The organism is [Phormidium] sp. LEGE 05292 (assembly GCF_015207735.1).
Lineage (GTDB): Bacteria > Cyanobacteriota > Cyanobacteriia > Cyanobacteriales > Aerosakkonemataceae > Floridanema.
Map to the genome: position 1 here is coordinate 49,291 of NZ_JADEWG010000007.1, position 23,862 is coordinate 73,152.

The 23,862-nt window shown below is 38.9% G+C and carries 20 protein-coding genes; 11 read left to right on the plus strand and 9 right to left on the minus strand.

The features are described from left to right. Position 1 precedes the first annotated feature (1 nt). A complete protein-coding gene (locus tag IQ264_RS03825; RefSeq protein WP_193978773.1) occupies positions 2–532 on the plus strand; it encodes a DUF29 domain-containing protein in 531 nt (176 codons plus the stop codon). Between the two features lie 59 nt (positions 533–591). Here IQ264_RS03825 and IQ264_RS03830 read toward each other — a convergent pair whose 3' ends face one another. Further along, entirely contained in the window at positions 592–1,539 is a 948-nt protein-coding gene (locus IQ264_RS03830) for an alpha/beta fold hydrolase (RefSeq protein WP_228061272.1), read from the minus strand. A gap of 114 nt (positions 1,540–1,653) precedes the next feature. Continuing rightward, complete coding sequence (locus IQ264_RS03835) at positions 1,654–1,833, minus strand: hypothetical protein (protein ID WP_193978775.1); 180 nt, start codon at positions 1,831–1,833, stop codon at positions 1,654–1,656. Between the two features lie 594 nt (positions 1,834–2,427). Here IQ264_RS03835 and IQ264_RS03840 point away from each other — a divergent pair. Together IQ264_RS03840 and IQ264_RS03845 are read left to right on the plus strand one after the other, a co-directional pair. Beyond that, positions 2,428–3,060, plus strand: a complete 633-nt coding sequence (locus tag IQ264_RS03840) for an HPF/RaiA family ribosome-associated protein (RefSeq protein WP_193978777.1) — start codon at positions 2,428–2,430, stop codon at positions 3,058–3,060. A 62-nt stretch (positions 3,061–3,122) separates the two neighbouring features. Next, positions 3,123–4,007 (plus strand): hypothetical protein, encoded by an 885-nt coding sequence (locus tag IQ264_RS03845; RefSeq protein WP_193978779.1) that lies wholly within the window; start codon positions 3,123–3,125, stop codon positions 4,005–4,007. Between the two features lie 119 nt (positions 4,008–4,126). Here IQ264_RS03845 and IQ264_RS03850 read toward each other — a convergent pair whose 3' ends face one another. From IQ264_RS03850 to thiM, 5 genes are all read right to left on the minus strand, one after another. Further along, on the minus strand, positions 4,127–5,839 hold the full coding sequence (locus IQ264_RS03850; protein ID WP_193978781.1) for a putative bifunctional diguanylate cyclase/phosphodiesterase: 1,713 nt from the start codon (positions 5,837–5,839) through the stop codon (positions 4,127–4,129). Continuing rightward, positions 5,832–6,299, minus strand: coding sequence for a response regulator (locus tag IQ264_RS03855; protein ID WP_193978783.1), 468 nt, complete (start codon positions 6,297–6,299; stop codon positions 5,832–5,834). The genes IQ264_RS03850 and IQ264_RS03855 overlap by 8 nt, the downstream gene beginning before the upstream one ends. A gap of 59 nt (positions 6,300–6,358) precedes the next feature. Further along, on the minus strand, positions 6,359–11,473 hold the full coding sequence (locus IQ264_RS03860; RefSeq protein WP_193978785.1) for a PAS domain-containing sensor histidine kinase: 5,115 nt from the start codon (positions 11,471–11,473) through the stop codon (positions 6,359–6,361). A 316-nt stretch (positions 11,474–11,789) separates the two neighbouring features. Continuing rightward, complete coding sequence (gntK, locus tag IQ264_RS03865) at positions 11,790–13,319, minus strand: gluconokinase (protein WP_193978787.1); 1,530 nt, start codon at positions 13,317–13,319, stop codon at positions 11,790–11,792. Positions 13,320–13,432: 113 nt separating this feature from the next. After that, positions 13,433–14,239, minus strand: coding sequence for a hydroxyethylthiazole kinase (gene thiM / locus IQ264_RS03870; RefSeq protein WP_193978789.1), 807 nt, complete (start codon positions 14,237–14,239; stop codon positions 13,433–13,435). A 345-nt stretch (positions 14,240–14,584) separates the two neighbouring features. On the opposite strand from thiM, the gene IQ264_RS03875 reads away from it, so the two are divergent. From IQ264_RS03875 to IQ264_RS03900, 6 genes are all read left to right on the plus strand, one after another. Further along, positions 14,585–14,848, plus strand: coding sequence for a hypothetical protein (locus tag IQ264_RS03875; protein ID WP_193978791.1), 264 nt, complete (start codon positions 14,585–14,587; stop codon positions 14,846–14,848). Between the two features lie 14 nt (positions 14,849–14,862). Next, positions 14,863–15,945, plus strand: coding sequence for a peptidoglycan-binding domain-containing protein (locus tag IQ264_RS03880; RefSeq protein WP_193978793.1), 1,083 nt, complete (start codon positions 14,863–14,865; stop codon positions 15,943–15,945). Between the two features lie 55 nt (positions 15,946–16,000). Next, entirely contained in the window at positions 16,001–16,321 is a 321-nt protein-coding gene (locus tag IQ264_RS03885) for a hypothetical protein (protein ID WP_193978796.1), read from the plus strand. Then, a complete protein-coding gene (locus IQ264_RS03890; protein WP_193978798.1) occupies positions 16,294–16,533 on the plus strand; it encodes a hypothetical protein in 240 nt (79 codons plus the stop codon). Before IQ264_RS03885 ends, IQ264_RS03890 begins: the two co-directional genes overlap by 28 nt. 36 nt (positions 16,534–16,569) lie before the next feature. After that, positions 16,570–17,925 carry an MATE family efflux transporter gene (locus IQ264_RS03895; RefSeq protein ID WP_193978800.1) on the plus strand — a complete coding sequence of 452 codons (1,356 nt, stop codon included), beginning with the start codon at positions 16,570–16,572 and terminating at the stop codon, positions 17,923–17,925. 123 nt (positions 17,926–18,048) lie between these two features. Next, on the plus strand, positions 18,049–18,936 hold the full coding sequence (locus IQ264_RS03900) for an XRE family transcriptional regulator (RefSeq protein WP_193978802.1): 888 nt from the start codon (positions 18,049–18,051) through the stop codon (positions 18,934–18,936). Here IQ264_RS03900 and IQ264_RS03905 read toward each other — a convergent pair. Then, a complete protein-coding gene (locus IQ264_RS03905) occupies positions 18,933–19,814 on the minus strand; it encodes a DNA adenine methylase (protein ID WP_193978804.1) in 882 nt (293 codons plus the stop codon). The two genes, IQ264_RS03900 and IQ264_RS03905, sit on opposite strands and share 4 nt — an antisense overlap. 89 nt (positions 19,815–19,903) lie before the next feature. Here IQ264_RS03905 and IQ264_RS03910 point away from each other — a divergent pair, with 89 nt between their 5' ends. Beyond that, the gene (locus IQ264_RS03910; protein WP_193978806.1) at positions 19,904–20,323 is read left to right on the plus strand and encodes a GNAT family N-acetyltransferase; all 420 of its coding nucleotides are present in this window, start codon (positions 19,904–19,906) and stop codon (positions 20,321–20,323) included. Between the two features lie 113 nt (positions 20,324–20,436). Here IQ264_RS03910 and IQ264_RS03915 read toward each other — a convergent pair whose 3' ends face one another. Continuing rightward, complete coding sequence (locus IQ264_RS03915) at positions 20,437–22,365, minus strand: heavy metal translocating P-type ATPase (RefSeq protein ID WP_193978808.1); 1,929 nt, start codon at positions 22,363–22,365, stop codon at positions 20,437–20,439. Positions 22,366–22,640: 275 nt separating this feature from the next. Between IQ264_RS03915 and IQ264_RS03920 the strand changes: the two genes are divergently transcribed. Continuing rightward, positions 22,641–23,816, plus strand: coding sequence for a precorrin-8X methylmutase (locus tag IQ264_RS03920; protein WP_193978810.1), 1,176 nt, complete (start codon positions 22,641–22,643; stop codon positions 23,814–23,816). The last annotated feature ends 46 nt before the right edge of the window (positions 23,817–23,862 follow it).

The following is a 23,862-nucleotide window of genomic DNA, read 5'->3' on the forward strand; positions in this document are numbered from 1 at the left end:
AATGGGTATAAAGCCATCTGAGGAAGAAACTATGAACCTTCCACTCATCGACCTATACGAAACGGATTTTTACGCTTGGACTCAAAAACAAGTAGAGTTATTGCGTCAGCGTGACCTAAATAATCTTGATATTGAGAATTTGATTGAGGAAATAAATTTTTTGGGTAAACAGGAAAAACAAGAAATAGTAAATCGTCTGTCCGTTCTACTTGGACATTTACTGAAGTGGGAATATCAACCTGATAAAAGAACTAAAAGCTGGATCAGAACAATTCGTGAACAGCGCAAAAAAATTAAAAAACTAATCAAGGAAAACCCTAGTTTAAAACCTTTCCTAGATGAAGCTATAGAAGAGGCTTATTCAGACGGGGTAGACTTGGCTGTTGATGAAACAGATATGGAAATACAAGTTTTTCCTTCTCAAATTCCCTATTCTTGGGAACTAATAGACAACCCAAATTTTTTCCCCGGTCGTTGCATAGATTCAGACAGAGATTTACTTGCAAGTTACGGGATCTCACCAATGCTTTAATAGACAACTCCAAAAAAGTAGAGACGTTGTATACAACGTCTCTACAGGGTTTTCACTTTTCAAACCTTCTTTAAAAACTGCAAAACTGCTGCGTTAACCGCATCTGGAGAACCCGAAGAAGCATCATGATTGCAATTGGGAAGAATTTTTAACTGCGAACCGGGTAAAAGTTTAGATAACTTTTCGCCATGTTTATAGGGAAACCAACTATCTTGTTGACCCCATAAAATTAATGTGGGACATTTAATAACAGTCAAATTTTTTTGAATTTTACTGATTAAATTTGGCTGTTTATTTTGGTTTCGCTGAATCTCTTTTACCGCAATTTGAATGTCTTCTGCTGCTTTTGTCAAAGTTCCGGGAAACTGAATATAAGGATAACTCATCCAATAAGCATCTGTTTCTGTAAATTTTGTCGGATCGAATAACACCGATCGCCTTTCGATCGCCAAAATTTCTTTTACCAAAGGTGCAAATAAAGTAGTGATGCGACCTAAATCAGCTGCTTGTAATAATTCCAAGGGAATTTGTGATAGTAACGACATCCCCCAATGAGGTAAATTATCGGCAAAAATGGGAACATTTACTACAATCAAATCGGAGATTAATTCGGGATAATCCTGTGCAACTGCAAGACTGATTAATCCTCCTAGCGATTCTGCTACTACGATCGCAGGTCGATCGCAAAGCGCACTAATAATCCTTTTGAATTCAATAATTTGATGATTGTTTTTTTCGCGATATAAAGGTTTGTCTGAAAATCCATAACCTTTAGCATCAAAACAAATTACCCGGAAATACTTGGCAAGAGTTTCTATATTATAACGCCAATTATAACTCCAGCCGCCAATACCATGAATTAAAAATAACGGTTTACCCTCTCCCTTTTCACCATAAGCGATAGAAACAGGATATCCACTAGCATCGGTAATTTTTATAATTTCCCGACCTTTAGGAAATGTGCTTTTCCACCAGTCTTGCATAGATGTTTTACTGTAATATTTCATAATTATACCAAATCGCTGCCTATACTTAGAAAGCCTCTAGCATAATTTATGCTGAGGCTTTCTGTATTTTTTAAAAGCTAACTTGGCTGATTAATAGTGAATAATATTCAAGGATTAAGCTGCGTCTTCTTGACCTAGTTGCTGTTCAACTTTGTCGATCGCAGCATTAATACCAGCCAATCTAGTTTCCAAATCATCGCGCATCCATTTCAAGAATCTTAGCTTTTGTTCTAAGCGACCTCTGCGAGAAACACCTTCATTACCGTAACAGTTATAACCCCAAAAAGGAAACATAATTAACCTCTGTTTATTTAATTCTTTTCTTATTATGTCTAAATATTTTTTAACATAGCTGTCAGCAATTAGTAGCAAAAACCGACCTGAGTTGTAGGGTTTTTACCCTGCGATTGAGTTGCTGTAAAATCGGTAATACTTTTAAAAGAATAATATTATTTATATTAAGTATACAAAAAATTACAGCGTTAAGCTGTTCCGCAATTAAATTAGATTGTTTGGAAACAGAAGAAAATTGGTCTAATTCTCTCCTCAGCGCCCCTGCTCCGAGATCCCCCCTGCGATCTCAATAAGTGATTTAAATGCGTGACAGCTTAACTAACTCCATTGCCCAGTTTGCTTGACATAGCCAGACGAGAGTATTAAAGGCGAATAATTATTTTTAAGTAGCGTTAGTCTGAGTGATTCACCAAAAAATACCTCCTAAAAATTTGGTTGTTGTAGTTAATTGTGATTCATACTTTTGATAGACCAGTAAATAAAATATCACCACCATTAGTCAGAGGAAACTAACTTTTTCTCTTTTTACTATTGAGTCAATAACGCCAATGTGAAATAAAACTTTTAATCAAAAGTATTTGCCGAACTCAGCCTATGAAAATCGCACCAGAAATTACCTACAGGAACGTAGAAAAAACCGTTGCTATTGACTCATTAGTTCAAGAGAAAATAGACAAACTGGAGAGAGTTTGTAATTACATCAGTAGTTGTCATATTGCTATTGAAAAAATTCACGACCGCCCCAGTGGAGGTTCCCCCTATCGAGTGCGAATTGATATCACTATACCGCCAGATCAAGAAATTGTTGCTGAAAGTAATCCAGGGGAAACTAATCAATACGTTGATGTTGATACTGTAATCCGAGATGCTTTTAAAATGGCACAACGTCAAGTTAGAGAGCTTGCTAGGCAACAAAGAGAAAGCGATAAAGCCAAGGATAATAATCAAGCAGATGACACTATGGGACTAGTGACTAAGCTGTTCCGGGAACAAGGATATGGGTTTATTAAAACCATAGATGATGGACAAGACATTTATTTCCATCGCAACAGTGTTTTGCATGATGATTTCGATCGCATAGAAATCGGTACAGGTGTTCGCTTTTTTGCTACAGAAGGCGATCGAGGAATGCAAGCAAGTACAGTACAAATTGTCAATAAACCAGGTCATAGTGTTGGTCAAGCAGAAGAAACTTTAATTGCACCACCATTGGGTTGGCAAGAATAATCAATCTACTTTTCATTCGGTTTTAGCTAACAAAAGTTCCACCAAAAATACAGGAAAAAACAATGAGCAAATCACAGCAGAAAAAGTCAGCTAATAAATTACTTAGCTTTACAGGAATTATCAGTGCTACTGTTTTAATGAGTTTTCCCGTATTAGCATTAAATAATTCTAACTCCAATCTTTCAACGACAGGAAACACACAATTACTAGCTCAAAGTACTGGTACTGGCGCTGGAACTGGTACTGGAGGCGGAACTACTGGAACTACCGGAACTACCGGAACTACCGGAACTAATGGCACTGGAAGTGGCGTAAATGGAACTACTGGAACTGGTACTGGCGTAAATGGAACTACTGGAACTGGTGTCAATGGAACTAATGGAACTACCGGAACTACCGGAACTAATGGTACTGGTGTCAATGGAACTAATGGTACTGGTACTGGTGTCAATGGAACTACTGGTACTGGTGTCAATGGAACTAATGGTACTGGTACTGGCGTGAATGGAACTAATGGAACTGGTACTGGCGTGAATGGAACTAATGGAACTGGTACTGGTGTCAATGGAACTACTGGTACTGGCGTGAATGGAACTAATGGTACTGGTACTGGCGTGAATGGAACTAATGGTACTGGTACTGGCGTGAATGGAACTAATGGTACTGGTACTGGCGTGAATGGAACTAATGGTACTGGTGTCAATGGAACTAATGGAAACAGAAGTAATAGCGGAACTAATTCCACTGGTAATGTGCAATCTGGCAACTACACCCGCTACATGAGAATTGGGTACGCAGCAACTCAACAGAGAGATTATCAAACTGCGTTGATAAACTTTAGAAGAGCGTTGGAAGAACGTCCGGGAGATAATTATGCTTCCAGAGCAATACAGAATGTAGAGGGGTACATTCGTCGCACTAACACTGCTAATCAGGCTAATCAGTAGACTCAGATCTTGCAGCAGGGGAACCTGGGAACGAGTAACAGAAATTATTTTCTCCCCATCTCCAGGAGCTCTTGGAGCTCTTGGAGCTCCCCTGCATCCCTGCAACCTCAATAAGGAATTTAGATGTGTGAGAGCTGACGAATCCAATTAACAATTTCTTTTGGAGGGAGTGGTTTAGAAAAAAAGTATCCTTGCCCATATTCGCAGTGAAGCGATCGCAAAATGTCCCTTTGTGCTTGCGTTTCCACACCCTCAGCGATTACATCTAAATCCAAACGATGCGCCAAAGTAATAATTGTTTCCATAATATCTAAATTTCTACTATCTTCAGTCATTTGATTGACAAAAGATCGATCGATCTTTACAGTATCAATTGGTAAAATATGTAAATATGCCAGGGATGAATACCCAGTTCCAAAATCATCAATACAAATTTGGATACCATTGGCTCTCAATTTTGCCAGAGTTTCGATCGCTACTTCGCCATTTTTCATTAATACGCTTTCTGTAACTTCTAACTTAAAATAAATTTTTTTAGAAGAATATTTTTGATATAGCTGTTCAACAACGCTAACTAAATTAGTTTGAGTAAGTTGTACTCCTGAAAGATTAACAGCAATGCTCAAAGGCAAAGCTCTTGCTAATTCTTTTTCCCACAAATTCATTTGCCGACAAACTTCGGTTAACACCCATTCACCCAGAGGAATAATCAGTCCAGTCTGTTCTGCTAAAGGAATAAATTCTCCCGGCGAAACCCATCCCCGTTCTCCATGATGCCATCTTACCAATGCCTCAAAACCTACAAGGTTGTTATTATTTAAACAAATAATTGGTTGATAATTTAAATGCAATTGTTGCTGTTGAATTGCTTGTTGTAAATCAGCTTCTAGTCGCAGCCGCTCTAGCTCTTCCGTCTGCATTTGAGAATTAAAAATAAGAGTATTTCCCACTTGTTTTTTAGCATTATAAGTAGCAGTATCGGCTGCCCGGAAAAATTCTTCTGCCTGATGGTAAGCCATTGTACTATCGACAACGCCAATGCTAACTGATGAATAAATTAATGATTTGTCTACTTGAAAAGGGAGTTGAAGAATTTGATGAACTTGAGCGACTTTTTCGCTTAGTTCATCCAAATTGTACAAATTTTTCAATAATAAACCAAAGGCATCTTCCCCAATACGAGCTAGTCGATCGCTTGGTTGAATCCAAGCTGCTAATCGTTGCGCGACTTTAACTATAAATTGATTACTTTTCAGATGTCCAAACCCATATTTGACACTTTTGTAGCGATCGATATCTAGGTAAATCACACCAAATAAATTTGGCTGTTGTTTAAACTCATCAATGCACTCTTGTAAATCTTGGAGAAAAAGTGTGCGATTTGGTAATCCGGTTAGCTCATCATAAAATGCCAGCATTTGAATATCTTGGAGAGCTTGTCTCCGTTCCCGTCGCACCTGTGCTTCTCGCAATTCTCGTTCAGCAGCTGGGACTAATCGAGATAAACTATTCTTAAGCAAATAGTCGTGAGCACCTGCACGCATTGCGGCTACAGCAATTTCTTCTCCAATTGAACCAGAAACTATAATAAATGGCAAATCTAAATTCTTTTCCTGCATTAAAGAAAGTGCAGCTAGAGCATTAAATTGAGGTAAAGAGTAATCAGCCAAAATCATATCCCAAGTTTGGCGATCGAGGGCTGCACTCATTTGATTCGTGTTTTCTATTCTTTCCCAGATGACTATATAGTTACTCATTTCTAGTTCGAGTATCATCAATTCTGCATCATCTGGATTGTCTTCAACTATTAGCACCCTAATTTCGTTACTCATAAGCAGCAGATAAAGGCGGAGGAGAATTTATAACCAACCAATACATACCTAATTGCTGAATAACATTGAGAAACTGATCGTAGTCTACTGGTTTCTGAATGTAACTATTGCAACCCAGGCTATAGCTTTCTACTAAATCTTGTTGTTCGTTTGATGTAGTCAAAATTACAACTGGAATCAGCTGAGTTTGAGGATTGTGCCTAATCCTTTGTAGCACTTCTAACCCATTAATTCTAGGGAGTTGTAAATCTAACAAAATTAAAGCTGGCAAGTTCTCTGCTGGTCGATCGCGATAAATTCCTGTTCCAAACAAATAATCTAATGCTTCTACGCCATCTCGCGCTACAACCACTGGATTAGTGATTCCACCTTGCTCAAATGCCATCAGCGTTAGTTCTTCATCATCAGCATTATCTTCGACTAACAGCAGTAAACCTGGTGTATTTATAGAATATGGCATGGCAATAAATCCTAATCAAAGATTAATAATATTTCATCATTGGTGTAAAACTTTTTGTTTCACTCCAAAGAAAAATAAAATATTGCGCCCTGATTGATAATTCCCTCTGCCCAAACTTTCCCACCATGTCGATGAATAATTCTTTGGACGATCGCTAATCCCACACCCGTACCGGGAAAGTCATTAGTGGAATGTAAGCGTTGAAAAGCAATGAATAGTTTATGAACATAAGTCATGTCAAAACCGACACCATTATCTCTAATAAAGTAAGCTGGTGTATTGTCCGAAATTAGGGTAGTACCAAATTCAATTTGTGTTTGTGTACAATTTGAAGTAAATTTCCAAGCATTACTCAATAGATTTTCTAATACAATTCTTAACAGTGCTGCATCACCCAAAACTGTAATTTCGGGAGCTATATTCCATTGTACAGAACGTTGTGGTTGAGATTCGCTTAAATTTTCACTAATTTCTTGCGCTAACGCACTTAAATTTACCGGAACTCGCTTCATATCGGCGCGAGTTACCCGTGAGAGCATCAGCATATCCTCTATCAACTCGCCCATGCGTTGCGTACCTGCGCGAATGCGATCGAGGTAATGTTTACCCTGCTCATCCAATTGATTAGCATAACGTTCTAGAAGAACTTTGCTAAATCCATCAATCCCGCGTAAAGGTGCGCGTAAATCATGAGAAACTGAATAAGAAAAAGCTTCTAATTCTTGATTTGCCGCTGCGAGTTCTGCCGTTCGTTCTTTGACTCGCTGTTCCAATGTTTGGTTAAGTTGGATAATCTTTATTTCAGCTTTTTTCCGCTCACTAATATCAATACCCACGCCCCAAGCTGTCCAACCAGGAACCGGAAAAAATTCAGAAATGTTTGACCAAGCAATAGTTTTAATTTCGCCATTTTTGCTAAGTAAATTCCATTCCCAATTGCGATAATTATGACCTATAGTTAGCCATTGAGTTAACATTTTTTCACGATAAATTGGCTCAGGATAAAGTTTTTCCCAGGCTTGGGGATTGTGCATAATTTCCTCAGCCGAATAACCTGTAACTCTTTCGCATTCTTGATTCCAAACAATAATGTTACCATCAGCATCAACGGCATCTAACATTACGGGCATATTTTCCAAGATGGAACGTAGCTGTTTTTCACTGGCAAGTAATGCTGCTTCAGTTTGTTTGCGATCGCTAATATCTGTATGTGTACCAAGGATTCGTATTGGTTTGCCAGACTTATCCCACTCTACAACTTTACCTACAGACAGAATCCACTTCCATTCACCTGTCTTAGTTTTTTGTCTACATTCCACTCGGTATTCATCGCGTTTCCCAGCAATATAATCAGCATAAACTTGATAAACAGTTTCTCTTTCTTCTGGGTGCAAACGTTCTCTCCATTTAGCATTTGTTTCCTGCAATTCCTCCAGTTCATAACCCAATATTCGGGTATATTCTGCACTGACGATCGCATCTCCAGTTTGGACATTCAAATCATAAAATCCCTGATTGGTAGCCTGCAAAGCTAACCGCAAACGTTCTTCACTTTCTCTAAGATCAATTTCTGCTTGTTTGCGATCGTTAATATCAATAATCACACCCAGCATTCTGACAGGTTGCCCGGATCGATCGTAAATGGCTCGTCCTTTAGCCATTCTCCAATGAATACTGCCATTGGGATAAACCACCCGATATTCTGTGTCATAGTCGATGCGGGTTAAGAGAGCGTGACGAATAGTAGCTTCCACTCCCTCAATATCATCGGGGTGAATGCAATCGCGCCAAATTTCATAATTTACTTCCGCAGTCTTTGGATCTAAACCCAACAACCGGAAATGGTTGTGATTCCAGATAATTAGATTCTCCTGAATATGCCAATCCCAACTACCAATTTGAGTAAATTCTAGAGTCAGACGCAGTTGTTCTTCGCTCGCTTGCAAGGCTTCTTCAGCTTGTTTGCGATCGTTAATATCAATAATCACACCCAGCATTCTGACAGGTTGCCCGGATCGATCGTAAATGGCTCGTCCTTTAGCCATTCTCCAATGAATACTGCCATTGGGATAAACCACCCGATATTCTGTGTCATAGTCGATGCGGGTTAAGAGAGCGTGACGAATAGTAGCTTCCACTCCCTCAATATCGTCTGGGTGAATGCGATCGCGCCAAATTTCATAATTTACTTCCGCAGTCTTTGGATCTAAACCCAACAACTGGAAATGGTTGTGATTCCAGATAATTCGATTCTCCTGAATATGCCAATCCCAACTACCAATTTGAGTAAATTCTAGAGTCAGACGCAGTTGTTCTTCACTCGCTTGCAAGGCGGCTTCAGCTTGTTGGCGTTGGTGAAGCGCGGCTTGCCGTTCGGTAATATCAATAATCACACCCAGCATTCTTACAGGTTGCCCAGTGCGATCGTAAATTCCGCGCCCTTTGCCCATTAACCAATGAATACTGCCATCAGGATAAATCACCCGATATTCTGCCTCATAGTCTGTATGGTTTAAGAGTGCCTGATAAATAGCCGCTTCCACTTGCTCTAGATCGTCGGGGTGAATGCGATCGCGCCAAGCGTTATGGCTAGCTTCCACAGTATTGGGATCTAAACCGAGTAATTGGAAAATTTTGCTGTTCCAAGTAACTCGATTTTCCAAAATATACCAAGCCCAATTACCAATCTGAGCAAATTCTAGTGTGAGACGCAGTTGTTCTTCACTCGCTTGCAAGGCGGCTTCGGCTTGTTGGCGATCGTGAAGCGCGGCTTGCCGTTCGGTAATATCACGATAGTAAATGCCTAGTCCTTCCGTTGAGGGATAAGCATGAACTTCGTACCATCGCTGCCGAGGTTCGCAGAAATACTCAAAGTGAACCGGAGTCAGGTTAGCCATTGCTTGGCGGAGATTTTCTTCACAGATCGTGCCGATGGTGGCAAACCATCCCTGCCAAAGGTTTTTGCCGATCAGTTCTTCTGGTGGCATCTGGTTAATCTGCGCCGTCATTTGGTTAACGTAGGTGATTTGCCAATCGCGATCGACTGCAACGAAGGCATCACTCATGCTTTCCAAAATGTTAACCACACGCTGTTTTGCTTCTTGCAGGTCTTGTTCTATGCGTTTGCGTTCCGTAATATCTGTCACAGTGCCTATGTAACCAATAATTTCACCATTGGCGGCTCGCTCTGCTACAGCTTGACCATAAACCCAGCTAATTGCACCATCGGGACGCTGATATCGGTATTCTGTACAAAAAATGCTCTGATTGTGGACAGATTCCTCCCAAGCGGTATTAATGCGATCGCGATCTTCTGGGTGTACAACGTTCTCCCAGCCTTTTCCCATTGCTTGCTCTGCACTTAATCCAGACAGTTCACACCAGCGCCGATTCACATAGTTAATGTAACCTTGAGTATCGCTGCGATAAACACCCACAGGAATCACAGAAGCCAAATTAGCATAGCGCTGTTCACTTTGCTTTAAGGCAAATTCAGCTTCTTTGCGTGCGGTAATCACCTCTGTGAACATAATGATCCCACCGATCGCCCCCGTCTCGTCATACCAAGGGCGTACTTCCCATCTCAACCAATCAACTGTGCCATCAGCACGAGGAAAAGGATCTTCTTCACAACTTTCTACTGCACCCGCTAAACATCTTTGATGAACTTCTTTCCAGCACTGAGGAATTTCGGGAAACACCTCATAGTGAGAACGTCCAATAATATCTTGTTCTCCTAATCGGTAATCATTTAACCAGCGTTGGCTAACTATGAGATATCGCATTTCATTATCAAATACGGCAGCTGGCATGGAAGTATGTTCTATAAAAAATCGCGCCAACCATTCTCGATATTTTAATGCGGCTTCAGTTTGTTTGCGTTCTGTAATATCCTTAATTACTCCGATTACACCAATTACATTACGATCGCTATCTAGCCAAGGGCTTTTTGTCGAAAGAAAAGTTTTCTGCTGATTATGTTCTAATATTTCCTCCTCAATTACCTGAGTTTCACTCTGTTTCATAATGCGACAATCTGTTTCTATAAACTTTTGGGCTGTTTCTGGAGCAAACAAATCATCATCATTGAACCCTAAAATTTCCGCTTTAGATTTACCAAGTTTTTGGCTCATTGCCGAATTAACCAGAACATAGCGCCCGGAACTATCTTTGACAAATACCGCATCGGAAATACCTTCAATTACGGACTCTAATAATTGATAGCTCGTAAGCAAGCAATTATTAGCATTAGTCAATTCAGCTGTGCGTTCTGCCACGCGGTTTTCTAATTGTTCATGAGATTGACGTAATTCCAGTTCAGTTTGTCGTTGTTTCAAATCCAGTTTGTTCAAAAATCTAGCATTCCACCAGGTAACAACACCCAAAATCACAATGTTGATCGTGCTGCGGGATATAATGCTAACTTCAATTGGCATCAACTTATAGCGGTAAGATAATATCAAAGAGCTTCCCATCAGTAAGGGTAAACCAATCACAAATGGCAACAAGCTACGGGCAGTAATTCCACCTGCATAAGGACTAGTAATAACTTTTAACCAACCTTGTTCAGGATGGGCAAACAAAATTCCCAAAGATAAGATACAAAAAGCGATAATTGAGTTTAGTGCAGTGCTACTACCGGAAACAAAATCGTAAAAATCTTGAACTTGATAAATATACCCAGTCAGTCCTAAAAGGGAAATTAAGAAACTGCCAAATGCAAATCCCTGAGCCAGACTGTAATTGCCTAAATTTAATAAGATTAAAGCTAAACTTACCAAGAGGAAATTTAATGCTGTTGTCGCTGCCATCCGCCCCGGATGTATGTAACCAATCCTGGCAGTATAATCTTTGATTAGTAGTTCATCAATTCCCAGGTTGATGTTGAATAAAAACTGAATTAAGGTCAACAAAGCTATGCCAGCAACTACAATAGCAAGTCCACAAGAAAGTGAACGCTTAAACTTTTGATAACTATTTTCTTGGCAAAACCATAAAGAAATCCCACTCAAAATCAATCCCAAAGCTGCATTTACTCTCATTGGCGGTAGTCCGGGAAATCCACTGCTGAAGAATTCGATGTGAAATATCCAACCGATAAGCGCGATGCTGCCAATGAGTGCAGTTACTAAACTGGAATATTTTGAGAGCAAGCGAATTTTCTGCAATTTCATAAGCCGAAAAGGGATCGAGAATAGGAAAAAACGACTTATTTACACTGAGTTATATTGTCACGGGTTTCCTTAGCTTTCAAATGAGCTATTACTACTGTAGCAAAGAGATTCCTAGAAACTTGTAAGATTGACAATTATTCTTGATAATCTAGCAATTTCACTACTGAAAATCAAATCTGACAGCAGCGGGGGTTGAACCTACCAGATTTTCCAGGTTGAACCTAGAACGAAAAATACAAGCTCTGCTTCTTGATGCCAGATCTCAGTTGAAGTATTTCTTTCCCAGGATTATCAAATTCTGTCTGAGGATTGTCATTTAAACCTCCTTTTGCAATTGAGAAATTTGAGCATATTCCTCCTGAAATTTTGTTAAAATTCGGGAATAAATCGGAATAATTTGTTGATAAATGTCTACATTTTTCAAGATTGGTTCGTGATGGAATGTGAAAGTAATTTCTTGAGAAAATTGCTCTAAATTGGTGATTTTTTTCAGAGCATAAAGTCCGAGTATTGCAGCACCAAAACTGGAACTTTCGTAAATTTCGGGAATGCTGACTGGTTGATTAAAAACATCGGCTAATATCTGTCTCCATAAATAGGAATTAGCAAAACCACCAGAGGCGCGAATGCTGTTAATTTCGCCTGCAAAATCTTCTAAAGCTTGTAAAACCAAGTATAAGTTATAGACAACTCCTTCTAACATGGAGCGCACTAAATGTGCTTTGGTATGACGCAGAGAAAGTCCAAAAAAACTACCTCTAGCATTAGCATCCCAAATTGGCGATCGCTCTCCGGTTAAATAAGGATGAAAGATTAATCCTTCGGCTCCGGCTGGTGCTGTTTGTGCGATCGCAGTTAACATATTGTATGGGTCTTGTTTGAGAGTTTTTGCCGTTAATACTTCGGCATCTGCTAAATGATCCCGTATCCAACGTAAAATAATCCCACCGTTATTAACTGCGCCACCAATTACCCAATAGTTTTCGGTTAAAGCATAGCAAAACAATCGCTGTTGGGGATCGCAAATTGGTCGATCTACCACAACTCGAATTGCCCCACTGGTACCGATTGTGACGGCAGCTATTCCCGGTGCGATCGCGCCAACTCCTAAATTAGAAAGCACCCCATCAGCAGCACCAATTACTGTGGGAATATATGACGGAATTCCCATTAATAAAGCGTATTCTTCCCGCAAAGATGGGAAAATATAAGTTGTCGGTACTAACCTTGATAAATGCCTTTCTGTAATATTGGCAAGTTCCAGTGCTTCTCGATCCCAGTTTAACTGTTTTAAATTCATTAACCCCGTAGTAGAAGCAATAGAATAATCAACCACATACTCGCCAAACAATTGATAAAAAATATACTCTTTAATCGAAATAAACTTAGCCGTTTTACCAAAAATTTCCGGTTGTTCTTCCCGCAACCAAATAATTTTAATCAAAGGCGACATCGGATGAATCGGAGTTCCTGTGCGGAGATAAATTTCTTTTCCCTGTTTTTCTTTTTGAACTATTTCCGCCCATTTAGCACTACGATTATCCGCCCAAGTAATACTTTTAGTCAACAATTTTCCTTCACTATCAACAGCAATTAAACTGTGCATTGCCGCACTAAAAGACAGGCATAAAATTTCCGTAGTGTTAATTTTACTACTTTCAACAACTTGTTGTACTGTAGTAATTACTGCCGAAAATATTGCTTCTGGTTCTTGTTCTGCTGCTCCTGGAACTGGTGTCAATAAAGGATAATCAACAGCGGTTCTCTGCACCATTTTACCAGTTTCGGTAAATAAAACTGATTTAGTGCTTGTAGTACCAATATCAACAGCAATTAGATAAGCCATAGAGTTTTTTTGAACCGCAGAGGACGCAGAGAACGCAGAGGAAATAGAAGGAGGATAACCCTTGTAGAAACGTTGTATATAACGTATTTACAATCTTTTTTGGAGATGTCTAATTAATTTGTAGTTAATTTTAACCTATTTGCGATATCTTCTGCTTTTAAATTATATAAAATATCTAAAAAATTCACTTGCAAACTACCAGGGCCAGCAGATTTTTCAGCAGCTATTTCCCCGGCAATTCCCATGATTGCCATAGCATGAGTAGCCGCAATAGTAGCATCAGAATTAACTGCTAAAAAAGCACCAATTAAGGCAGTAGCAGTACAACCCATTCCAGTAACTTTTGACATCAATGGATGCCCATTTTTTAGCTGAAAAGTTCGCTCTTGACTAACAATAAAATCAACTGCGCCACTAATAACAATCGTGCATTGATAAAGGTTAGCCAGAGTTTGGGCAACTGTCACAACTGTTTGTGAATCTTGAGTGCTGTCTACTCCTTTAGTCATGATGTGTTGATTAGAAATAGCAGCAATTTCACTAGCATTACCACGAATTACAGTTGGTGTAGCTATACTTAACAATTTCTTTGTGGTTTCTGTGCGATAACTTGTAGCACCTGCACCCACCGGATCAAATATTATGGGTTTGTTCAGTTTTTTGGCACATAGCATTGCTTTCTCCATTGCCGCAATCCAATCATCATTCAAAGTGCCAATATTGATGACTAACGCTGCTGCTAAGTTCACCATTTCTTCTACTTCATTGAAGGCGTGCGCCATTACCGGAGAAGCACCTAAAGCTAATAGAGCGTTAGCAGTATTATTCATCACTACGTAATTGGTAATGTTATGAATCAGAGGGGCTGTTTCCCGGATGGAAATTAAATCTTGCCAGAGACTTTGTGCTGAAGGAGTCATTCGATTTTAGATTCAGATCACTGATAAATTTGACAACTTGAACAAGTATAAAAAGTTTTTTACTCTGCATAATTATAATCAATCGTTGTAATTTTAGATTTACTTTGCCGCAACTGCCTCATATTGACAGTTCTTCCCTAGTTTTTCCCGATTTACATATAAATTTACAAGTGTTCAGTTTCAGCCGCAGTGCAGATCTCAAAGAATTTGTTTGTTCCAGAGTTAATCAACCTAATCAGTCCTCCAACTATGTTTCTCAAAAAATTGCTTCCTAGAAACTAGTTTAATACCTGATACACCAGACAAATAAAAAAACAAAATATTAAATTGTGGAGGAGTTAAATTATGCAATCTAAATATTCTGAAACTTTCCCTCAGTTTACTAACACAATTAATTCCCATAGCCAAAAAATTGTGGGATTCGCTCAACAAAATTCTTTAAATTTACCTGAAGGAAACACAATTTCTATTCCTCCAATAGGAATTGTGCCGTTGGTTTTAGTTTTAGGGGTGACTGCTTACCAACAATATCGCGCTTTTGTGCGCCGACAAAGGGTTCAATTATTGGAAAGAATTTGGCAGTTAAGTCCTGAAGATACAGTTTGGTAAAAAGGAGATTAAAGATGTTTTCTGCCTCCTCTGAGCAAGGTTACGTTTTAGTTTTGGGCAATATTTTTCAATACAAACCGATTTTGAAATTAGGAAGTAGTGGTTCCGAAGTGATAGAACTACAAAAGTTGTTATTACGTTGGAAAGCACTATTAGGTTCCCGTCAAGCTGAACGTCAATTTCATAATTCAAAATTGCATAAAGGCAAGTTCGATCGGGCAATGAAAATGATGGTGGAAGAGTTCCAAGAAGTGATGTTCTTGCCTGTAAATGGTGTAGTAGATATCTTCACTTGGCAAGCACTTTATGCTGGTTCTCCGATTCATTTGCCTAAGTTGAAAAGAGGTAGTAAGGGAGAAATTGTCAAAGCGTTACAAAAAGCTTTGTTAAAGACAGGTGATTATCTTTATGATAGTCCAATAGATGGTGTTTTTACTTCTGTAACCGAGTGGGCAGTGAGGCATTTTCAGCGTCGAGTTGGGATTACAGTTGATGGAATTGTTGGTTTTGAAACTTGGGATACTTTGAGCAAAATTTTACTAACAGTAGCGCATCAACATCTGCCTGTCGTGAGAAGCATAGATTTGAGTCAAGTTTGGTACGTACTTTCTGAAAACAGTCAGGATTTAGCTTTAGAAAGAGCGATCGTGCGCTCAATTAGTGGCGAAACTAACTTAACTCGTTACTATTACAATAGAGTAGATTTAAACGATGATGGAAAATACGAAGTAATTGTTTATTTAGTCAATTCCAATGCTAGTAATACTAACGAACATCCCATCTTAATTTTCCAACCAGAAGGCAAAGGTTATCGCTTAGTGTCACACCTTGGCTATGGTGCAGCGCCAATTATTGTCACCGAACAAATGAGCTATGGATGGAAAGATATTATCATTAATTCCAAACATCAAGGAAAGTCAAATTATTGGTTTGCTCAATTTGATGGAGAACAATATTTAGGCGGTGCCCATAGTGGACGTTCTTACGAAGTACCTTCTAATACTAGTATCTCTGGAATGGCTTATATTGCAGATGAAATCAGTCTTGATTCCGGCTTAGAGTTGGAAAATTATCATGTAGATTCTTGGCTGGAATAAATTTAGTTAAAGTTGGCATTGATGATATAATCTCTGGAATTTACAGAGTAAGACAATGAACAACGAACCACCTATAAATAGTGATTTTCCTAAAGATTGGCATCAGGAAACTCAAGTTTCTTGGAATACCAATGCTTCTATTTGGGATACTAAAATGGGGGATGATGGCAATGATTTTCATCGCTTGTTAGTTCGTCCTGCTACAGAAAAGTTGTTGGGAGTAAAAGTAGGCGATCGCATTTTAGACATCGGTTGTGTTTTAACAACCCTCATATTACTATGGTTGCAGAAGAAACAGAAAGGAATGGTGAAATACAAACTTGCTGTTCTATCAAAATACCCAAATATTTGCAGCCTACTATCACCTACGGATTAGCACTTCGCAATCAACCAAAACCACATCCCTATTTTCATCGACCACTTCATCTACTTTTGGGAGAAGCTTTTCAAGCGGGATTTGTGTTAGATGGATTAGAGGAACCTGCATTTCCATCTGACTACCCAGATAATTATTTACTGAGTTGGGGTGGTAATTTTAGCCAAATTCCACCTGTATTGGTGGGACGGCCAAAATTGTTAGCTGCTTAACATTTGGTGTGCAGGAGTAGTTAATCAAAATGCACAATGTATACTCTTCAAAAATCTTCGATTGTTTCGGAAATTAGGGCAAGTTTACGGTTAGGAATTCCTTTAGCAGCAGCACAACTAGCTCAAAGTTTAACTGCATTTGTTGACACAGTAATGATGGGCTTATTAGGAAGTCAAATTATAGCTGCTGGTGGTTTAGGTGCTGTTTCTTTTACCATCTTACTAATTGTTAGTTCAGCAATGGTTGCTGCGGTTAGCCCTTTAGTAGCAGAAGCTTATGGCGCGAATCAAACTAAAATGGTGGAATGTGTAGTGCGTCAAGGTTTATGGTTGGCAATTATTGTCGGAATTCCAATTAGTTTAATCGTTTTTTATGGTAAATCACTTTTGTTATTATTTGGACAAGATGCAGGTGTTGTAACGTTAACTGAAGAGTATCTGCAAGCGATCGCTTATGGTTTTTTACCAGCAATAATTTTTGCTGTGCTGAGAAACTTTGTTTCTGCGGTTTCTCAACCACGCCCAATCGTGATAATTGTAATTTGTGGTACTTTCTTAAACATCGCTGCTAACTATGTTTTGATGTTTGGAAAATTAGGATTACCAGCATTAGGATTAGCTGGAATTGGTTGGGGAAGCACGTTATCTTTTTGGAGTATGTTGATTGCTCTCATAATTTACATTAAAAATGAAGCTACTCTGAAAAAATATCATGTTTTTCACAATCTTCACCAATTTAACAAACAAGTATTTGGCGAATTGTTGCATATAGGATTACCAATCGCTACTTTAACTGCTGTAGAAGCAGGATTATTTACAGTGACCACCTTTATCATGGGAATGTTGGGAACAGTCACCTTAGCCGCACATCAAATCGCCTTACAAACAGCAGCTACAACCTTCACTGTTGCTTTAGGGATTTCTTTCGCTACTACTGTTCGTGTCGGACAAAAAGTAGGAGAAAAAAATGTCAAAGGCGCACGTTTAGCTGGGTATGTTGGTATTAGCTTGGGGGGAATATTCATGGCATTTATGGGCATTTTATTTTGGTTAATGCCAGAAAGAATAGTTTCCCTTTATCTTGATATTAATAATCCTGCAAATACTGCGGTTATCACCCAAGCAAAAGCACTGCTCAAAGTAGCTGCAATCTTTCAAATAGTCGATGGTATTCAAGTTACTGCTGTCGGCGCTTTGCGAGGATTAAAAGATACAAGAATACCCATGTTAATTGGCATTTTCGCCTATTGGTGTATTGGGTTAACTAGCGGTTATTTGCTAGGTTTAAAATTAGGTTTGGGAGGTGTGGGACTTTGGTGGGGTTTAGCAATTGGTTTAGCAGTAGCATCAGTTGTTTTAACTTGGCGTTTTAGTGTGGTTGAAGTGAAGTAAAGAGAGGAAGCAATCAATACTGGTGGTTAATGGCTACCATTAACCACCAGTATTGATTGAGGAATAGAGAGCAACTGTTATATTAAAACTTATATGTGAACTCATGAAGGGAATCAATTAAAAATGAATAAGCTTCAAGAAGAACAATGGATTACTGATATTCGTGAATATTGCCGTAGCTTAAATATATCAACCAGTGATTTATACAAAATAGTAACTGACCTCAAAGTTGCTCCGATGATTCGGGGCAAGGCATTTGAATTTTCAACCTACTCTAGACTCAAACAAATCCTGCCATCAGAAGAATGGACTGTCACTAAACCTATCATGAATGCACAAACTGGGATTCATGATATAGATATAAAAGTAAAACATAATTTGACAGGTAAAATCATATCAGTCGAGTGTAAATTAGCTGGCAAGGGAAGATTTCGAGTTGCTAAACAAACTCAACCAGGAATTGCTAGCAAGGGTGATTACTTGATAAGTGTTAAATGTATGCGTTCACGTACCACTAAAACTCCTGCGAAAGTCGAGTCAGCAGCAAGATTATTTGGTGTTAGCAAAGAAGCGTTTCTTGCCCACAGCGATCAATATCGTGCCTTGAGTTTTAATGTAGTTGCCACATCAATTGGCAATGCTTTTTACGAAACTATAGAAGATGATGATGGTAACTTGATGTATTGTTTTCAACCAACTGAAGATGGAAAGCGATTTATAAAGAAATTGCAACCGCCTTCAGGAAGTGAAGCGGTATTACAAGAGTTTGTTTATAATAAAATTTATCTTGCTAGTTCATTAGATCTTGCTGTATCAGATGAAAGTGGAGTAGTTTGTGGTAAACGTGATTGCTCAGACAAGTACAATTGTGGATTTATTCCCAACTACCCAGTTATTAATTTTGGAAACATTGAAGCTCTACCAGATAATATTATTCCTTCTCCTAAAAATCGTTGGGTAGAAATAGAAAAATCTCTAGCTTTTTTTGAAGCAATATTAGAGAGAATTTAGAATAACAACGCTAAATCTAATTGTATAGATTCTTGAGGTACTAAAGCGCATGAATCATAATTCAAAATAAAAACCTCTTTACCCTTATAACGTTCACCCTTGAAATTCTGTGCTTTTTTCTGACCATTTTTCTGATCGTCGGTTCTATTTATTGTGTAATTCCACTCTTTATCGTGCATTTCCGCCGCCCATTCATACAACTCTCTCACTTCCGGGCTATTATCATAAGTGATGAGAAACTTAATTCTATCCTTGTGTCCTTTCAGCATCTCACATAGTCTATAGTGATCGTTTCGGGAAAAAGAATGAGTGTAGAATTTATCTTGGTCAGCATTGAAATAAGGAGGGTCGATAAACAAAAAAGCTTCATCTGGAGCAGTTTTAATAACTTGTTCAAAATCCCAACAAGTAATTTCAACATTTTGTAATTTCTCGGAAGTTCTTCGGATATTTCTCGGCCAATTCTCTGGACGCATACTATACTTATCACCATATCCCCAATAGCAGTTTTGTGGCTTCATTATGCCTGAATATGATGTACGATTAAGATAAAACCATCGCGCTGCTGCTTCCAATTTATTTTGTGGTGTAAACTCATTTTTATAGTAAGCGTGTCTTTCTTTTGTAGCTTGTTCTCCTTCCAGATATTTAATTAATTCTTCCGGTCGATCTCGAATTATTAAATAGGTGTTTATTAGTGCTTCATCAATATCATTAAGCCAGTTGTTTTCTACCTTTTCTTTGGCAAAGAATATAGAACCACCTCCCGCAAAAGGCTCTATGTAATAGGAATGAGCAGGAATATGTTCAAGGATAAGATTACGAGCATAAAATTTTCCACCAGCATAACGGAATGGTGAATTGATAGACTTACTCATAGTTATCGAATCCTTATAAATTAAAAACTGTAAATGCTAACTATAGTATACCCAGGATATAGTGTCAACCTACAAAAGGAGCAATATTCATGTCAATTCAATTAGCAGAAACAGATGAGCAAATTCTTAATTGTTTTTCTACAATGTTTCAATTGCGTCCACATCTTCAGAGGGATGAGTTTGTCGATCGCATCCACCAACAAATGAATTCAGGTTATCAGTTAGCATTTGTAGAAACAGAAAATCGAGTAGTAGCTGTAGCAGGATTTCGGCTTTCTGAATGTTTAGCTAAAGGGAAATTTTTGTATATTGATGATTTAGTTGTGGATGAATTGGTGCGATCGCAATCTTACGGTGAAAAATTGTTTCAATGGTTAATGGAATATGCAACACAACATGATTGTCAACAGTTAGAACTTGATTCTGGAGTGCAAAGATTTGATGCTCACAGGTTTTATTTTCGTCAACGTATGAGCATCACCAGTTATCATTTTTCCCGGAAATTATAGCAAGTCTAATACATCTGTGTACCCTACGGGAAGGCTACGCCTACATCTGTGTTTATCTGTGGATATCTGTGGTAAAAAAATCAGATTTCTGACTTTTACGAGAAGCCTAAGAATTATCCTCTCAGTAATCGTAGTCCACTTAATGTTACCAAAACTGTGGAACCTTCATGTCCAATTACGCCTATGGGTAAAGTGATGTTTCCGGCGAAATTAGCTATTAGTAACAGGACAATGAAACTTAAAGCAAAGATGATGTTTTGTTTGACAATTGTTTGCGATCGCCTTCCTAATTCTACCGCAGTGGCAATCTTTTCTAAGCGATCGGTCATTAATACAATATCAGCGGTTTCTAGCGCCACATCGCTACCTACCGCACCCATCGCAATTCCTACTGTTGCTTGAGCTAAAGCAGGTGCATCGTTAATCCCATCACCGACCATTGCTACAACACCATATTGCTTTTGTAGTTGACGGATTAAATGCAGTTTATCTTCGGGTAATAACTCAGCTTTGACTTCCGAAATACCGACAGCTTGAGCGACACTTTCAGCAGTTTCTTTATTGTCACCAGTGAGCATAATTAAATGTTCGATGCCGAGTTTTTTCAAAGATGCGATCGCACTAACAGCATTCGCCCTCACTCGATCTGCAATGACAATTAATCCTACAACTTGACGATCGCAAACTACCCAAACCACAGTTTTTCCTGTTTGTTGAAAATCCCTCGCTTGCTGAAGTAACTCATGATTAAAATCAGGAATTAAAGACTGGATAAAATTGAAATGACCAACTACAATTGACTGAGAATTTAATTTTCCTGCGATACCTTGTCCGGGATGTGCTTGAACTTCGGTGATAGTTGGAATCGTCATTTTTTCAGCAGCAAAACGACAAATTGCTTGTCCGATTGGGTGTTCAGAATAAGACTCTAACGCCGCCGCTACTTGCAAAACTTCCGTTTCTGATTTTCCTGAAACAGCAATAATTTTGTAAACTTCTGGTTGTCCAGTGGTGAGAGTTCCGGTTTTGTCGAAAGCGATCGCCTTTACCCGTCCAATTAACTCTAACTGCGCTCCATTTTTAAACAAAATACCCTGTCTTGCGCCATTAGAAATTCCCGAAAGTAAAGTTGGCATAATCGCCGCCATTAACGCACAAGGAGAAGCAACAACTAAAAAAATTAATGCTCGATAAATAGTAGTTTCCCAATTCCAATCTCCCAAAAATGGTGGTAAAACTGCCAGCAAAATACCTACAACAACCACAACTTTTGCATATCCCCGCTCAATTTTTTCGATAAATTGTTGCGAAAGAGGTGTTTCCGTTTGTGCTTGTTCTACTAAACGAATCACTCTTTGAATTAAACTACTTTCAGGCGGTTGTTCTAAGCGCAATTTTAACGCGCCATTACCGTTCAAAGTTCCCGCAAAAACCTCATCGCCAATAGTTTTGTCTACCGGAATAGATTCACCAGTAATTGCAGCTTGATTAATTGTGCTGTAACCTTCGATAATTACCGCATCAACCGGAATTAATTCTCCTGGTTTAACTAAGATTCGATCGCCAATTTCTAATTTAGCGATCGCCACCTCCACTTCCCCACCTTTTTGTAATACCCTAGCAGTATCAGTAGTTAAACTCATCAAACTACGAATACTGCGTTCCGTTCGCCGCATAGCATAACTTTCTAGCGCCCCACTAATCGCAAAAATGAGAATCAAAATCGCCCCATCAATTATTAAATGATATTCTCTTTGCCACAATCCCAAACCAGCTGCACCCACAGCTGCCACAATCATTAAAAGGTCTACATCTAATTCCTTTTCCTCGAACAAAGTAGTCAAACCTTCACGGGCACTTTCGTAACCTCCAATCACATAAGCAGCAGGTAAAATCAAAAGTGCCAATCCTACCCAATTAAAATGTAACGCTAACCAACCAAAGCTAACTAGGATTGCACATAAAATAGCTGCCATTGCATCAGGATTTTCCCGACTCCATGACAAAAAACGAGATTGTGGCAAATTAAGAGAGTTAAGCATAAAAACATCTAAAGCAACTCTCTTACCTTAAACCTTGACATTAATGTTAAAGTCAAGCCACTCTTACAACTTTCTTCTTCTCTGTGCCCGCTGCGCCGCTGCGGTTTTAATCAGTTCGCGTAGCGTGCGCGTAGCGCGTAAGACACGATAGCGCAGCAAAACGCAACCGCGTTTTAGGAAACGAAGAAAGATAAGAAGAAGGAATATTTGTAGAGTACGTTAGTAACGCACTTTCCGCTCTCCTCTTCTTCTCTGCCTCTGGAGCAACCAGAATTATGATTAAAAAACTAGAAAAGCAAAATAATTTCCCAATCCCCAGTCCCCACAATCTTACAATCCACGAACTCACCAGATTAGTTGGCGATGATGTAACACCGCGAATGGTGCGACATTATCATCAATTAGGGTTAATGCCGCAACCTGTACGATCGCCCAGCAATTATCGTTTATATTCAGAACAAGATGTCCAAAGACTCAAAAGAATTGTGGCATTAAAACGCCAAGGTTTTCAATTATCTCACATTCACAAACTATTAGAAGTAGAACCAGAATCCGAACGAGAAACTTTGATGACGCTGTTACAGCAACAATACCGCACTGTGATGCAGCAAATTGCTCAACTGCGACAAACAGCGACAGCATTAGAAGGTTTATTAGGAAGAGATCAACATTGTCAAATAGTCCAATCAGAAGCTTTATCGCAACTCAAACAATTAGAAGTAGAAGCGCAAGTTGAGTTAGGCGGATTAGAATTACTGTGGAATAATTTAGATGCTCAAGTTCACGCTCATCCCGAAGCTTTTCAGGAATCACTACAAAGATTATTACCGGATTTGAGCGATCGATCTGAAATTGAAATCGATTTACTTTCCCAACTAATATTAGCTTGCGGAGATGTTAGCTTAGTTCCCTTTGTGCATTTAAGTAAGTCACCGGAACAAAACGCCATTGCAGCAGCGCGTCAAGCTTTAAAATCTGGTTGTGCGATCGTTGCTGATACAACAATGGTAGCAACATCTTTAGATCAGACAAGATTAGCTCATTTAGGTTGTACCTTAGAAACACTAATCGAAAATCCCCACATTCACAACGCCACCGAAGTTGAAGAAGAATTTTGGCGCAATCATCCCTTACAAGAAAAAGTAAATCAATTACCCAAAGGTTGTATTGTTGTAATTGGTTACGCGCCTTCCATGTTATTAGCAGTTTGTGAAGCAGTAAAAACAAGCGCAATACAACCAGCTTTAATTATTGGAATGCCGATCGGATTTAGTCATGCACCAGCTGCCAAACGTCAACTGATGAAATCTGCTGTTCCTCATATCACAATAAAAGGAACAATTGGCGGCGGTTTGCTTGCTGCAACAACACTTAATAGTTTAGTTGCTTCGTTACTTTCAAAACCTGACTGTCATTGTTATTTGAAAAGGGCGAAGTTCGAGATCAAATAAAAGAAAAAACCACTCGTTATTTTGAGTTGTTTTTGAATTTTGAGTT

Excerpts from the sequence above, each read along its gene's own strand:
- IQ264_RS03825 (WP_193978773.1), top strand. The coding sequence starts at position 2 with ATGGGTATAAAGCCATCTGAGGAAGAAACTATGAACCTTCCACTCATC.
- IQ264_RS03830 (WP_228061272.1), bottom strand. The coding sequence starts at position 1,539 with ATGAAATATTACAGTAAAACATCTATGCAAGACTGGTGGAAAAGCACA.
- IQ264_RS03835 (WP_193978775.1), bottom strand. The coding sequence starts at position 1,833 with ATGTTTCCTTTTTGGGGTTATAACTGTTACGGTAATGAAGGTGTTTCT.
- IQ264_RS03840 (WP_193978777.1), top strand. The coding sequence starts at position 2,428 with ATGAAAATCGCACCAGAAATTACCTACAGGAACGTAGAAAAAACCGTT.
- IQ264_RS03845 (WP_193978779.1), top strand. The coding sequence starts at position 3,123 with ATGAGCAAATCACAGCAGAAAAAGTCAGCTAATAAATTACTTAGCTTT.
- IQ264_RS03850 (WP_193978781.1), bottom strand. The coding sequence starts at position 5,839 with ATGAGTAACGAAATTAGGGTGCTAATAGTTGAAGACAATCCAGATGAT.
- IQ264_RS03855 (WP_193978783.1), bottom strand. The coding sequence starts at position 6,299 with ATGCCATATTCTATAAATACACCAGGTTTACTGCTGTTAGTCGAAGAT.
- IQ264_RS03860 (WP_193978785.1), bottom strand. The coding sequence starts at position 11,473 with ATGAAATTGCAGAAAATTCGCTTGCTCTCAAAATATTCCAGTTTAGTA.
- gntK (WP_193978787.1), bottom strand. The coding sequence starts at position 13,319 with ATGGCTTATCTAATTGCTGTTGATATTGGTACTACAAGCACTAAATCA.
- thiM (WP_193978789.1), bottom strand. The coding sequence starts at position 14,239 with ATGACTCCTTCAGCACAAAGTCTCTGGCAAGATTTAATTTCCATCCGG.
- IQ264_RS03875 (WP_193978791.1), top strand. The coding sequence starts at position 14,585 with ATGCAATCTAAATATTCTGAAACTTTCCCTCAGTTTACTAACACAATT.
- IQ264_RS03880 (WP_193978793.1), top strand. The coding sequence starts at position 14,863 with ATGTTTTCTGCCTCCTCTGAGCAAGGTTACGTTTTAGTTTTGGGCAAT.
- IQ264_RS03885 (WP_193978796.1), top strand. The coding sequence starts at position 16,001 with ATGAACAACGAACCACCTATAAATAGTGATTTTCCTAAAGATTGGCAT.
- IQ264_RS03895 (WP_193978800.1), top strand. The coding sequence starts at position 16,570 with ATGTATACTCTTCAAAAATCTTCGATTGTTTCGGAAATTAGGGCAAGT.
- IQ264_RS03900 (WP_193978802.1), top strand. The coding sequence starts at position 18,049 with ATGAATAAGCTTCAAGAAGAACAATGGATTACTGATATTCGTGAATAT.
- IQ264_RS03905 (WP_193978804.1), bottom strand. The coding sequence starts at position 19,814 with ATGAGTAAGTCTATCAATTCACCATTCCGTTATGCTGGTGGAAAATTT.
- IQ264_RS03910 (WP_193978806.1), top strand. The coding sequence starts at position 19,904 with ATGTCAATTCAATTAGCAGAAACAGATGAGCAAATTCTTAATTGTTTT.
- IQ264_RS03915 (WP_193978808.1), bottom strand. The coding sequence starts at position 22,365 with ATGCTTAACTCTCTTAATTTGCCACAATCTCGTTTTTTGTCATGGAGT.
- IQ264_RS03920 (WP_193978810.1), top strand. The coding sequence starts at position 22,641 with ATGATTAAAAAACTAGAAAAGCAAAATAATTTCCCAATCCCCAGTCCC.